The sequence below is a fragment of the Sphingomonas sp. GW821-FHT02B09 genome (assembly GCF_059421875.1).
Window position 1 is genome coordinate 251720 of the sequence record NZ_JBWKVV010000002.1, and the last position, 12178, is coordinate 263897.

The following is a 12178-nucleotide window of genomic DNA, read 5'->3' on the forward strand; positions in this document are numbered from 1 at the left end:
AGGGTCGGGGAAACCGTTCGCTCAGATCGCGTGCCCTTCGGTATCGCGCAGCACCTCGCGACGGCCGACGTGGTCGGGGCGGCTGACGATGCCGTCCTTCTCCATCTTCTCGATCAGTCGTGCCGCCGAATTGTAGCCGATGCGCAACTGGCGTTGCAGCCAGCTCGTCGACGCCTTCTGCGATTCGCACACCAGCTGGATCGCTGCGCGATATTGCTGGTCCTCGGCCGAATCCTCGCCTTCCGGCGATCCTTCCAGCGTGAAGCCGTCCTCGGGCTCCTCGGTGACCGAGGTGATATAGTCGGGCTGACCCTGGCTGCGCCAGTGATCGGCGATGGCGCGCACCTCGTCGTCGCTGACGAACGGGCCGTGGACGCGGACGATGCCCTTGCCGCCGGGCATATAGAGCATATCGCCCTTGCCGAGCAGCTGTTCGGCGCCCTGTTCGCCGAGGATGGTGCGCGAATCGATCTTGCTGGTGACGTGGAAGCTGATCCGCGTCGGCAGGTTCGCCTTGATGACGCCGGTGATGACGTCGACCGACGGCCGCTGCGTCGCCATGATGAGGTGGATGCCCGCCGCGCGCGCCTTCTGCGCGAGCCGCTGGATCAGGAATTCCACCTCCTTGCCTGCGGTCATCATCAGATCGGCGAGCTCGTCGACGATGACGACGATCTGCGGCAGCGGTTCGTAATCGAGCTGCTCTTCCTCATAGACCGGCTGGCCGGTCTCGGGATGATAGCCGGTCTGCACGCGGCGGCCGAGCCGCTGGCCCTTCGCCTTGGCGGCGCGGACCTTGTCGTTGAAGCCGGCGAGGCTGCGCACGCCGACCGACGACATCTGGCGATAGCGGTCCTCCATCGTCTCGACCGCCCATTTGAGCGCGCGCACCGCCTTGGCCGGATCGGTGACGACCGGCGACAACAGATGCGGAATGTCGTCGTACATGCTCAATTCGAGCATCTTGGGGTCGATCATGATCATACGGCACTGTTCCGGCGTCAGCCGGTAGAGCAGCGACAGGATCATGCAGTTGAGCCCGACCGACTTGCCCGAGCCGGTGGTACCCGCGACCAGCAGATGCGGCATCGGTGCGAGATCGGCGATCACCGGATCGCCGGCGATGTTCTTGCCGAGGATGATCGGCAATTGCGCGGCCTGATCCTCGAACGTCTGGCTGCCGACCAGTTCGTGCAGCGATACCGATTCGCGCTTCTGGTTGGGCAGCTCGATGCCGATGACGTTGCGCCCCGGGATCACCGCGACGCGCGCCGATACTGCCGACATGTTGCGCGCGATATCGTCGGCGAGCGCGATGACGCGGCTCGCCTTGATGCCGGGGGCGGGTTCCAGCTCGTACATTGTCACGACCGGGCCGGGGCGCACCTCGTTGATGACGCCGTGCACCTTGAAATCGTCGAGCACGTTCTCGAGCAGCCGCGCATTGCGTTCCAGCGCCGCCTTGTCGATCTGCCCCTTGGGCGCCGGCGGCGCGGGGGTGAGCAGGTCGAGCTGCGGCAGCGTATAGGTGTGACCGAGGTCGAGGCTCTGCTGGCGCGGCTTGGGCTTGGCGGCCGACGGCGCCACCGCGCGGTCGGCGATGACCGGCGCGGGGCGGGTGTCGGGTTCGGCGACGGCGCGTGGCTCGATCACCTTGCGCGCGAGTTGCAGCGGCTCCTCGTCTTCCTCGTCGTCGCTATCGTCATAGGCGTCGAGCAGATCCTCGCCATCGGCGGCGACGCGCGTCCGGCGCAGGCGGAAACGGCGCTCGCCGAGGTCGATCTCGAGGCTCTTCGCCCAGATGACGATGCCGGCGACGCCGGCGATCAGGCCGACGCCGCGCGCGATCCAGCGTTCGGCGCCGGGCTGGCCGAGGAAGCCCAGCCCCCATTGGACGAGATGCGCGACCGACAGGCCGATCACGCCGCCCCAGCCGGCGGGCAGCGCCAGCACCGACGAATCGGAGACGAAGGCGAGCGCCGCGGCCATCAGCGCGACGCCGATCGCGGCGTTGCGCAGCATCGCCAGCCAGCGACCCGGCGGCTGGTCGCGCCACAGCCGCATCGCGACGATCGGCGCGATCGGCAGCAGCAGCGCCACCGCCGGCCCGAACAGCGTCAGCGCGAGATCGGCGAACCACGCCCCCGGCGGTCCCGCGAGGTTGAGGATCGGCCCGCCCGAGGCGGTGTTGAGCGACGCGTCGCTGGCATGATAGCTGGTCAGCGCCAGCACCATCAGCGCGGTGACGAGGAACAGCGCGATCGCGGTGATCAAGGCACCGCCGCGTACCGCCCCTGCCTTCACCGTCTCACGCAACAGCCCTGGCTGCGCACGGCTCGCCATCCCCGATCCCTTCAATGTGCGAAATGCACGGGAATCATCGGGCCGCGCGCGCGTTACGTCAAGGCGGTTGGCTGCGACGGATCGACGCATGCCACCGTTGGCACCTGCGCGCGGCAGGCGTAGGGAGACGATATGGACACGGACGTCATCATCCTGGGCGGTGGCCTGGTCGGCGCGACGCTCGCGCTCGCGCTCGATGCGCATGGGCTGACCAGCATCGTCATCGATCCCGCCGATCCGGCGGTGATGCTCGCGCCGGGCTTCGACGGGCGCGCCTCGGCGATCGCCAGCGCGAGCGGGCGGATGCTCGATGCGATCGGCATCGGCGCGGTGCTCGCCGGCCATGGCTGCGCGATCCGCCACATCCGGGTCAGCGACGGGCTGGAGCCGGGCAAGCTCGATTTCCGTCCCGACGCGGGCGACGGCGCGCTCGGTACGATGTACGAAAACAAGCGGTTGCGGACCGCCTTGTTCGAGGCCGCGAGCGCGGCGAAGCATGTCGATCTCCGCATGCAAACGCGCGCGGTCGACGTCGTGCGCGGACCCGCGGGCGTCACCGCGACGCTCGATTCGGGGGCGACGGTCACCGCGCCGCTGCTGATCGCAGCGGAGGGGCGCAACTCGCCGACGCGCGAGGCGGCCGGGATCACCGTCGCGCGCTGGCAGTACGATCACGCCGCAATCGTCGGCGCCTTCCACCACGAATATCCACACGAGGATATCGCCTACGAGATCTTCTACCCCTCGGGGCCGTTCGCGCTGCTGCCGCTGCCCGACGACGAGATCGGCCATCGCTCGGCGATCGTCTGGTCGGTGAAGGGCGAGGACGGTCCGGCGATGATGAAGCTCGGCGACCGCGCCTTCCTCGCCGAGGCGAGCAAGCGGATGGGCGGCTTCCTCGGCGAACTGACCGCGCCGAGTCCGCGTGCGAGCTATCCGCTCGGCTTCCACCATGCCGCGCGGGTCACCGCCGAACGGCTGGTGCTGGTCGGCGACGCGGCGCACGGCATCCATCCGATCGCGGGGCAGGGGCTCAATCTCGGCCTGCGCGACGTCGCGACGCTCGCCGAGGTGCTCGTCGAGGGCAAGCGGCTCGGCCTCGATCTCGGCGACCCCGCGTTGCTCGAGCGCTATCAGCGCTGGCGCGGGCTCGATACGTTCATGGTCGCTGCCGCCACCGACACGCTGACCCGCCTGTTCGGCATCCCCGGCAAGACCGCCAGCGCGGTCCGCCGCTTCGGCATCGGTGCGGTCGACAAGGTGCCGCCGCTCAAGAACCGCTTCATGGCCGAGGCGCGGGGCGAAACCGGCACTTTGCCCAAATTGCTGCAGGGATTGCTGGTGTGAGCGAGCCGGTGCCCGCCCCGCGCTTGCGCAAGGCGCAGACCGGCGTCGCGCGCGGGATCGGCATCGGCCTGGGGCTGACGATCGCCGCGGCGATCCTCGGCTATAGCCGCAGCGCGGCGGCGATCCTCGAAAGCCGGCTGACCACGCTCGGCATCGCCGCCCTGGTGCTCGGCCTGTGGCTGGCGGCGGCGATCGGTGATGTAGCGCGGCGGCGTTTCGTCTCCGACGGGGCGATCGATGGCCGCAACGGCGCGGATCCACAGGTCGATGCCGCCAACGCGATCCTGCGCAACACCGCCGAACAGGTGCTGCTCGCCCTCGTCGCTTATGGCGCGCTGACCTTGCTGAGCGATCATGCGCGGGTGCCGGTGGCGCTGTTCGCCGCCTGTTTCACCGCCGGGCGGCTGTTGTTCTGGACCGGCTATCGCGACGGTGCCGAGGCGCGCGCGCTGGGCTTCACGCTGACCTTCTATCCCAGCGTCGCCGCGCTGCTGATGGCAGCCATCGCTACGGTGCAGTAAAGGCCGCCGGTCAGGCCTTGCCGGACACCAATTTGGGATTGGCGATCGCCAGACCGGCGCCGAAGACGATCGCATCCTCGACGAAGCCGGTGGCGGTCTGGCCGTAGCGCGCCATCGCCGCACAGCGCAGCCGCCAGCCGAAATAGGATGCGGCGAGCGCGCTGCCAACCGCCACCGCGGCGCCGAGCACCTTCTTGTCGCGCGGCGCCAGCGCAGCGCCGGCATAGGCTGCGGTGACGCTGCGCACGGCGAGGCCGATCGGCACGATCCGGTCGGGCGCGGTCTTCATCTTGTCACCCGCCATCTCCGCCGCGGCGAAGGCCGCGGTGCCGGCGGCGATCACCGGATTGCGCAACAAGGTCTGCAAGGGCAGCGTCGCCGCAATCTCCTCCCGGCGGGTGGCGGTGGCGATCACCGCCAGCGGGGTGATGCCGCGCTGGCCGGCGACCAAGCCGATGAGAAACGAGCGGATCATGCAATGCTCTCCGAAACGGGTTCGCAGGCTACAATCCGTACGATCGCATCCGTATCCCGATTGGGCTGACGCGCGGCGGCGATTGTGCCCTCCCCACCCTGGCGGGGAGGGCATGGGCGCCGATCAGACCAGCGTCAGGCCGACGTCGAGGTTGCCGCGGGTGGCGTTGGAATAGGGGCAGATCTGGTGCGCAGCGTCGACCAGCGTCTGGGCCTGCTCGCGCTCGACGCCGGGCAGCGACACCTGCAGATCGGCGGTGATCCCGAAGCCGCCCTCGGAGCGTGGTCCGATGCCGACCTTGGCGGTGACCGTGACGTCGTCGGGGACCTTGACCTTGAGCTCGCGGCCCGCCGCCTTCAACGCGCCGATGAAACAGGCCGAATAGCCCGCGGCGAACAATTGTTCGGGATTGCTGCCGTCGCCGCCAGCGCCGCCGAGTTCCCTGGGAGTGGCGAGCTGGACGTCGATCCTGCCGTCGTCCGAGCGGGCATGACCGTCGCGACCGCCCGTGGCGGTGGCGGTGGTGCTGTATTTGACGTCGACCGACATGATCAATCTCCTGTTTGGTTATCGCGATAACTATCTATGATGGGCGTACCCTCTCGTCCAGAACTATTTGTCGCGATAATCATTCTCGTGCTAAGCCGCTGGCAAGGAGAGTGACGATGCCCGGCCCGCTGCCGCTCGATGAACAATTGTGCTTCTCGCTGTACGCCGCGACGATCGCGATCAACCGCGCCTACAAGCCGGTGCTCGATCGCCTCGGCATCACCTATCCGCAATTCCTGGTGCTCCAGGTGGTGAGCGGCGCCGAGGACGGCGTGCCGGTCGGCACGATCGCCGAACGGCTCGCGCTCGAGCCGAGCACGATCACGCCGCTGGCGAAGCGGATGGAGGCGGCGGGGCTGGTCACGCGGCTGCGCAATCCCGCCGACGAGCGTCAGGTCCGCGTGCGCCTGACCGCCGAAGGCCGCGAGCGTTGGCGAGAGACCGGCTGCCTCGCGCCGATGATCGTCGAACGCACCGGAATCAGCCGCGAGCGGCTCGCGGCGCTCAACGCGGAGGTGACCGCGCTGCGCCGGGCGCTGGCGCGCGATCCGGCGGCGGAACCGGCCGCCGCCTGACCGGCGAGCGTCAGCCTTTGCGCTCGGCGCGGGCACCGACGATCATGCGCTGGGCGATCGTGCGCACGGCATCGTCGTCCTTGCTGCCGTCACCCGCGGGATCGCCGAGATGATCGAGGCTGCGCTCCATATAGTCGAGCAGCCCGGGATGGCGCGCCTCGACATATTCCATCAGCTTGAACAGCAGATGCTCGGTGGCGATCTCGCGCTGGCGGGTACGAATGGCGATGTCGTCGGTCATGATGCCTCCTGTGAGAGAGGCGCCAACGCACCATGGCGCGGTTGGTGACGCGGCCGGGGCAGGCGATTTGCGTCGGGCGCGGCGGGAACATTCGGGGTCGCGCCCCGCTTCCTCCCTGACCTCATGGGAGAGAATGCGATGGACGACAGCCGTTTGTGGAGCTTCGAGCAGAGCCTGTGGACCAAGGGTCCCGACAATTACCGCGAGAAGGTCGACCCCGAGGTCGTCATGGTGCTGCCGCGGCCGCCGTTCGTGCTGTGCGGCAGCGAGGCGATCGATGCGGTCGCCGATACGCCGGTATGGAACGCGGCGGAGCTGAGCGAGCGTCAGGTCTCACGGCCGCAGGAGGGCCTGATCGTCATCGGCTATCACGTCCACGCGCAGCGCGACGGCGAAGCCTATGAGGCGCATTGCACCTCGACGATCCGCCGACTCGAGCACGAGGTGTGGCGGGTCGTCCAGCATCAGCAGAGTCCGGTTCTCGCCAAGGCGGTCGCGAACGGCTGACGCACCACCGCCGTCCGGCGGGGGCCGGACGGCGGTGGCATCATTCGACGGGGATCAGCGGTCGCGTTCGGCGCGCTTGCGATCGGCCTTGCGCGCACGGCTCACCGCGGCGGCATGCTCGCGGGCGCGCTTTTCCGACGGCTTCTCGTAATGCCGGCGGAGCTTCATCTCGCGGTAGACACCCTCCCGCTGGAGCTTCTTCTTCAGGGCGCGGAGGGCTTGATCGACATTATTGTCGCGAACGATGATCTGCATGGAAGGTCTTTGCTTTCGGTGGGCACCAATGCGCCTAATTGAAGTTCTTGCGCGCCAGCGTCAACCGCGGATCGTGGCAGAATCGGCAATTCCGGCCCACGAAAGCGGCTTTTGCGGCGGTTTTGCCCTTCAACTGCCAGTCGAGCCAGTTGGTTGCGACGATCGCGCCGACTCCGCCATGCGGTTGCATATAGGTTCCGCCATGGCCGACGGGGATGTTGACCAGCGCCGCGGGGACGCGATCGATTCGCCGGAAATCGTCGGTGCCGTTCGCGGCGGCGATGTCGGTCGGGCCGCCGAGCACGTAAAGGACGGGGCCGTGCAGCCCGGCGAGCAACGCCTTATCCGAGACGATCCCGGCGATCGGATTGGCGCCATCGGGGAAGAAGCCGCTGTTCATGATGATCGCGGTCCTGACGCGCGGATCCTGCGCGGTCGCCAGCGCCTGCAGTCCGCCGCAGCTCCAGCCCAACGCCGCCACCTGATCGACCGCGATATGGCCGCGGAGCGGACTGCCGGTGCGGCCGTTCTCCCGCTGCGCCCAGTCGATTGCGTCGGCCAGCAGCCGCGTCGGCGTCGCCACCGCCAGCCGGGCTGCGGGCGTGGTGGTCGATGGGGCGGCGGATGCGGTGGCGGGTGGCGGCGCCGGCGTCGCACCGGGGATGCGGCCAGCGGCGATGACCAGATAGCCGTGCGAGGCGATCTCCAGCAGGTGATTGCGCGAACTCGTCCCGTCGGCGCTGCACCCGCCGTTTCCCCAGACGTAGATGCCGAGCCGCTCGCCCTTCAGCCGTGTCAGATCGGCCGGGCGATAGACGACATGGTCGGGCAGGTCGGCCCGCTCCTCGAATAAGGCGGGATAGCGGCCGGTACCCCGTTCGGGTGGCTGGGCGGCGACGGTACCGCTTGCCAGCAGCGCGACGGCGAGAGGAAAGCGCATGATCGACACCGAAGGTTGGAGCGGAGGCGAGGGCAGGGTGCCCCGCCCGCTCGACCTTGACCAGCGGAAATGCGCCTGGCGACGAGGGTAAGATGCTGAGACCATTGGCGCTTTATCCACTGCCGACGGCGGGACCAACGCCGCGCCGCGGCCATTGCCGGTTTCGGGCCATTTCGGTACATGATCGAGGGCGGTCGTCGACCGCACACCCCCGCATATGGCTGGATCATCGACCGATATGGACGCCATCAACGAGCGGGAGACGCGGAGGCTGGCAGCGCTGGCGCGCTATGCGGTGATGGATACGCCGCGTGAGGCGTCGTTCGACGAACTCGCCGCGCTGACCGCCCGGTTGTGCGATGCGCCGATCGCGGTGATCAACCTGATCGCCGCCGACCGCCAGTTCTTCAAGGCCGAGGTGGGTCTCGGTGTGCGCGCGACGCCGCTGGAAAGTTCGTTCTGCGCCAGGGCGCTGCTGGAGGACGATCTGCTCGTCGTGCCGGATCTCACCCGCGACGCCCGCTTCGACTGCAACCCGCTGGTAGTCGGCGAACCGCATATCCGTGCCTATGCCGGTGCGCTGCTCAAGACCGAGGACGGGCTGGCGATCGGCACCCTGTGCGTGCTCGACCATCGCGTCCGCCCGTTCACCGATCTCCATCAGGAAACGCTGCGCGTCCTCTCGCGGCAGGTGATGGCGCAGCTCGATCTCCGCCGTGCGGTCGAGGCGCGCGATCGCCGCTACGACCAGTTGCGCGCCAGCGAGGAGCGGCTGCGGCTGATCCTCGACAGCGCCCGCGATTATGCGATCGTCACCACCGACACCGATCGCCGCATCACCGGCTGGTCCGCCGGCGCGGAGGCATCGTTCGAATGGACCGAGCAGCAGGCGATCGGCCGGCCGATCGACGATCTGTTCCTGCCCGAGGATCGCCGCGCCGGTATCCCCGCGCGCGAATGCGCCACCGCCGCCGCCGAAGGCTGCGCGCCCGACGTGCGCTGGCACCTGCGCGCCGACGGCACGCGCGTGTTCATGACCGGTTCGACGCATCCGATCATCGAGCGCGACGGCGGCCACAGCGGCTTCCTCAAGATCGCGCGCGACGAGACGCGCGCCCGCACCCAGGCGGAGGAACTGGCGCGCACCCGCAGCGAGCTGGTCGACAGCGAGGCGCGCTTCCGCAACATGGCCGATCATGCGCCGGTGATGATGTGGGTCACCGATCACGACGGCCATTGCACCTATCTCAACCGCCGCTGGTACGATTTCACCGGCCAGACCCCCGCCGAGGCGCAGGGCGCCGGCTGGCTCGACGTCACCCATCCCGACGATCGGGCGGAGGCGGCGCGTATCTTCCGTGCGGCGCATGCGGCACGCGTGCCGTTCCGCCTCGACTATCGGCTGCGCCATGCCGACGGCAGCTATCATTGGGCGATCGACGCCGCCTCGCCGCGCTTCGGGCCGGATGGCGTCTTTCTCGGCTATATCGGCTCGGTGATCGACATCCACGATCGGCGCGAGGCGGAGCGGCGGCTCGCCGATAGCGAGGCGCGCTATCGCACGCTGTTCGAATCGATCGAATCGGGCTTCTGCGTCGTCGAGGTCGCACCGGGCACCGCCGACACCCCGACCGACTATCGCGTCGTCGAAGCCAATCCCGCCTTCTACCGCCAGACCGGTTTCACCGCGGCGATCCACGGCCGCTGGCTGCGCGAATCGATGCCCGAGCTCGAGGAGCATTGGTATGAGATCTACGGCCGCGTCGCCGTCAGTGGTGAACCGATCCGGTTCGAACAGGGGTCGGCGGCGCTCGGCCGCTGGTTCGACATCGCGGCCTTCCGCGTCGGCGCCCCCGCCGATCGCCGCGTCGCCGTGCTGTTCAACGACATCTCCGCCCGTCGCGCCGCCGAGGAGGCGTTGCAGCGGCTCAACGAACGGCTGGGCGACGAGGTCACCGAACGCACCGCCGAGCGTGACCGGATGTGGGAGACGTCGCCCGACCTGATGCTGGTGATGGATGCCGCCGGGGTGATCCGCCGCGCCAATCCGGCGTGGACGCGGATGCTCGGTTATGCCGCCGACGAGCTGGTCGGCCACCACGTCAGCGACTTCATCGTCGCCGAGGATCATGACGAGACGATCGGCGCCTATCGCCGTGCCGCCGCGGGCGGCAAGGCGGATGTCGAGAACCGCTATCGCCACAAGGACGGCTCGATCCGCTGGATCGCCTGGGTGGCGGCGCCGGCAGGCGACATGACCTATGCCTCCGGCCGCAACGTCACCGCCGAAAAGGCACAGGCGGCGGCGTTGGCACAGGCTGAGGAGCAGTTGCGTCAGGCGCAGAAGATGGAGGCGGTCGGGCAGCTCACCGGCGGGATCGCGCATGATTTCAACAATCTGCTGACCGGAGTCATCGGCTCGCTCGACCTGCTGCAGCGGCGCCTCGCGCGCGGCGAGACCGACAAGGTCGAACGCTATGCCACCGCCGCGATCACCTCCGCCAATCGCGCCGCGGCGCTGACCCATCGGCTGCTCGCTTTCTCCCGCCGCCAGCCGCTCGACCCCAAAGCGGTCGACGCCAACCGGCTGGTCGCCGGCATGGAGGAACTGCTCCGCCGCACGATCGGCGAGAGCATCGCGCTCGAGATGGTCGGCGCGGTCGGGCTGTGGCGGACGCGCTGCGATCCGCACCAGCTCGAAAGCGCGATCCTCAACCTCGCGATCAACGCGCGCGACGCGATGCCCGACGGCGGCACGCTGACCATCGAGACGTGCAACGCGCAGCTCGACGCCGCCTATGTCGCGCAGCAGCGCGAGGTCGGCGCGGGCGACTATGTCTGCGTCTGCGTCACCGACACCGGCGCCGGCATGGCGCCCGAGACGATCGCGCGCGCCTTCGAACCCTTTTTCACCACCAAGCCGATCGGCCAGGGCACCGGCCTGGGCCTGTCGATGATTTACGGTTTCGCCCGCCAGTCGGAGGGCCATGTCCGCATCTATTCCGAGCTCGGCCGCGGCACCGCGATCAAAGTGTATCTGCCGCGCCACCATGGTGAGGCGGACGCCCCCGACGCGATCCTCGCTGTGCCGGATGACGCGCATCGCGGCGCGGGCGAAACGGTGCTGGTCGTCGAGGACGAGACGGCGGTGCGCGACCTCGTCGTCGAGGTGCTGCGCGACCTCGGCTATCGCGCGGTCGAGGCGGCGGACGGCCCTGCGGGGCTGAAGCTGCTCCAGTCCGGCATGCGCGTCGACCTGCTCGTCACCGATATCGGCCTGCCCGGCCTCAACGGCCGCCAGGTCGCCGATGCCGCACGCCAGCAGCGCCCCGAGCTGAAGGTGCTGTTCATGACCGGCTATGCCGAGAATGCGACGATCGCCAACGGCTTCCTCGAACCCGGCATGCAGATGATCACCAAGCCCTTCGCGATCGACGCGCTCACCGCGCGCATCCGCGGGATGATCGAGGGCACGCCGATCGCCGGCGATTAGGCGGGTCGGCCAATCGCATCGAGCGTGGCGATCGCCGCCTCGGGCAGGACGAGCGCCGCCGCCGCCAGATTCTCGTGCAGATGCGCGCGCGACGACGTGCCGGGGATCAGCAGGATGTTGGGCGAGCGCTGCAACAGCCAGGCGAGCGCGACCTGCATCGGTGTCGCCGACAGCTCGGTCGCCACTGCCGACAAGGCTGCGGACTGGAGCGGGCTGAAGCCGCCGAGCGGGAAGAACGGCACGTAAGCGATGCCCGCCGCCGCCAGCATATCGATCACCGCATCGTCGTCGCGGTGGGCGAGATTATACTGGTTCTGCACGCAGACGATCTCGGCGATGCCGCGCGCCTCCGCAATCTGGGCCGGCGTGACGTTGCTGATCCCGATCTGCCGCACCAGCCCCTGCCGTTGGAGATCGGCGACGACGGCGAGCGGCGCGGCGAGCGAGCCTTCCGCCGGCCCATGCGCATCGAACATCAGCCGCAGGTTGACGACGTCGAGCGTCTCGCGTCCGAGGTTGCGCAGATTGTCCTCGACCGCCGCGACCAGTTCGTCGCGGGCGAAGGCCGGCAGCCACGATCCGTCCGCGCCGCGCCGCGCGCCGATCTTGGTGACGATCACCAGATCCTGCGGATAGGGCGACAGCGCCTCGCGGATGAGCTGGTTGGTGACGTGCGGGCCGTAGAAGTCGCTGGTATCGATATGGTCGACGCCCGCCGCCACCGCGGCGCGCAGCACCGCGAGCGCCTCGTCGCGATCGCGCGGCGGTCCGAAGACGCCGGGGCCGGCGAGCTGCATCGCGCCATAGCCGAGCCGCTTCACGTGGCGCTGGCCGAGGGGATAGGTCTGGTCGGTCATGTCCGTCTCCTTGTTCTGCCGCGAGTTAGGCGTTGCGGATCAAGGCGATAAGCCGGCATGATCCGGACGGGCTGT

12 protein-coding genes are annotated in these 12178 nt (G+C 68.9%); 5 read left to right on the plus strand and 7 right to left on the minus strand.

Going from position 1 to position 12178, the window contains the following annotated elements; translation table 11 throughout:
- Positions 1–21 precede the first annotated feature (21 nt).
- Positions 22–2343, minus strand: coding sequence for a DNA translocase FtsK (locus AC07U4_RS09135; RefSeq protein WP_495195204.1), 2322 nt, complete (start codon positions 2341–2343; stop codon positions 22–24).
- Positions 2344–2475: 132 nt separating this feature from the next.
- Between AC07U4_RS09135 and AC07U4_RS09140 the strand changes: the two genes are divergently transcribed.
- Positions 2476–3690: a UbiH/UbiF/VisC/COQ6 family ubiquinone biosynthesis hydroxylase gene (locus tag AC07U4_RS09140; RefSeq protein ID WP_495195205.1), complete on the plus strand. Its 1215-nt coding sequence runs from the start codon at positions 2476–2478 to the stop codon at positions 3688–3690.
- On the plus strand, positions 3687–4211 hold the full coding sequence (locus tag AC07U4_RS09145) for an MAPEG family protein (RefSeq protein ID WP_495195206.1): 525 nt from the start codon (positions 3687–3689) through the stop codon (positions 4209–4211). Before AC07U4_RS09140 ends, AC07U4_RS09145 begins: the two co-directional genes overlap by 4 nt.
- 10 nt (positions 4212–4221) lie before the next feature.
- Here the strand turns inward: AC07U4_RS09145 and AC07U4_RS09150 are convergent, their stop codons facing one another.
- Together AC07U4_RS09150 and AC07U4_RS09155 are read right to left on the minus strand one after the other, a co-directional pair.
- A complete protein-coding gene (locus AC07U4_RS09150) occupies positions 4222–4686 on the minus strand; it encodes a DUF4126 domain-containing protein (protein ID WP_495195207.1) in 465 nt (154 codons plus the stop codon).
- 123 nt (positions 4687–4809) lie between these two features.
- Positions 4810–5235, minus strand: coding sequence for an organic hydroperoxide resistance protein (locus tag AC07U4_RS09155; RefSeq protein ID WP_495195208.1), 426 nt, complete (start codon positions 5233–5235; stop codon positions 4810–4812).
- Between the two features lie 116 nt (positions 5236–5351).
- Between AC07U4_RS09155 and AC07U4_RS09160 the strand changes: the two genes are divergently transcribed.
- Complete coding sequence (locus AC07U4_RS09160; RefSeq protein WP_495195209.1) at positions 5352–5810, plus strand: MarR family winged helix-turn-helix transcriptional regulator; 459 nt, start codon at positions 5352–5354, stop codon at positions 5808–5810.
- A 10-nt stretch (positions 5811–5820) separates the two neighbouring features.
- On the opposite strand, the gene AC07U4_RS09165 is transcribed toward AC07U4_RS09160, so the two are convergent.
- Complete coding sequence (locus tag AC07U4_RS09165; RefSeq protein WP_495195210.1) at positions 5821–6051, minus strand: hypothetical protein; 231 nt, start codon at positions 6049–6051, stop codon at positions 5821–5823.
- A gap of 138 nt (positions 6052–6189) precedes the next feature.
- Between AC07U4_RS09165 and AC07U4_RS09170 the strand changes: the two genes are divergently transcribed.
- Positions 6190–6558, plus strand: coding sequence for a DUF4440 domain-containing protein (locus tag AC07U4_RS09170; protein ID WP_495195211.1), 369 nt, complete (start codon positions 6190–6192; stop codon positions 6556–6558).
- Between the two features lie 54 nt (positions 6559–6612).
- Here AC07U4_RS09170 and rpsU read toward each other — a convergent pair whose 3' ends face one another.
- Both rpsU and AC07U4_RS09180 read right to left on the minus strand, forming a co-directional pair.
- A complete protein-coding gene (gene rpsU / locus AC07U4_RS09175; protein ID WP_037535892.1) occupies positions 6613–6813 on the minus strand; it encodes a 30S ribosomal protein S21 in 201 nt (66 codons plus the stop codon).
- A gap of 34 nt (positions 6814–6847) precedes the next feature.
- Entirely contained in the window at positions 6848–7753 is a 906-nt protein-coding gene (locus tag AC07U4_RS09180) for an alpha/beta hydrolase (RefSeq protein WP_495195212.1), read from the minus strand.
- Positions 7754–7991: 238 nt separating this feature from the next.
- Here AC07U4_RS09180 and AC07U4_RS09185 point away from each other — a divergent pair, with 238 nt between their 5' ends.
- Positions 7992–11246 (plus strand): PAS domain S-box protein, encoded by a 3255-nt coding sequence (locus tag AC07U4_RS09185; RefSeq protein ID WP_495195213.1) that lies wholly within the window; start codon positions 7992–7994, stop codon positions 11244–11246.
- Here the strand turns inward: AC07U4_RS09185 and AC07U4_RS09190 are convergent.
- Positions 11243–12103, minus strand: coding sequence for an aldo/keto reductase family oxidoreductase (locus AC07U4_RS09190; RefSeq protein ID WP_495195214.1), 861 nt, complete (start codon positions 12101–12103; stop codon positions 11243–11245). The genes AC07U4_RS09185 and AC07U4_RS09190 overlap by 4 nt on opposite strands.
- Positions 12104–12178: the final 75 nt, after the last annotated feature.

Coding starts and splice junctions, on each gene's coding strand:
- AC07U4_RS09135 (WP_495195204.1), bottom strand. CDS start 2,343: ATGGCGAGCCGTGCGCAGCCAGGGCTGTTGCGTGAGACGGTGAAGGCA.
- AC07U4_RS09140 (WP_495195205.1), top strand. CDS start 2,476: ATGGACACGGACGTCATCATCCTGGGCGGTGGCCTGGTCGGCGCGACG.
- AC07U4_RS09150 (WP_495195207.1), bottom strand. CDS start 4,686: ATGATCCGCTCGTTTCTCATCGGCTTGGTCGCCGGCCAGCGCGGCATC.
- AC07U4_RS09155 (WP_495195208.1), bottom strand. CDS start 5,235: ATGTCGGTCGACGTCAAATACAGCACCACCGCCACCGCCACGGGCGGT.
- AC07U4_RS09160 (WP_495195209.1), top strand. CDS start 5,352: ATGCCCGGCCCGCTGCCGCTCGATGAACAATTGTGCTTCTCGCTGTAC.
- AC07U4_RS09165 (WP_495195210.1), bottom strand. CDS start 6,051: ATGACCGACGACATCGCCATTCGTACCCGCCAGCGCGAGATCGCCACC.
- AC07U4_RS09170 (WP_495195211.1), top strand. CDS start 6,190: ATGGACGACAGCCGTTTGTGGAGCTTCGAGCAGAGCCTGTGGACCAAG.
- rpsU (WP_037535892.1), bottom strand. CDS start 6,813: ATGCAGATCATCGTTCGCGACAATAATGTCGATCAAGCCCTCCGCGCC.
- AC07U4_RS09180 (WP_495195212.1), bottom strand. CDS start 7,753: ATGCGCTTTCCTCTCGCCGTCGCGCTGCTGGCAAGCGGTACCGTCGCC.
- AC07U4_RS09185 (WP_495195213.1), top strand. CDS start 7,992: ATGGACGCCATCAACGAGCGGGAGACGCGGAGGCTGGCAGCGCTGGCG.
- AC07U4_RS09190 (WP_495195214.1), bottom strand. CDS start 12,103: ATGACCGACCAGACCTATCCCCTCGGCCAGCGCCACGTGAAGCGGCTC.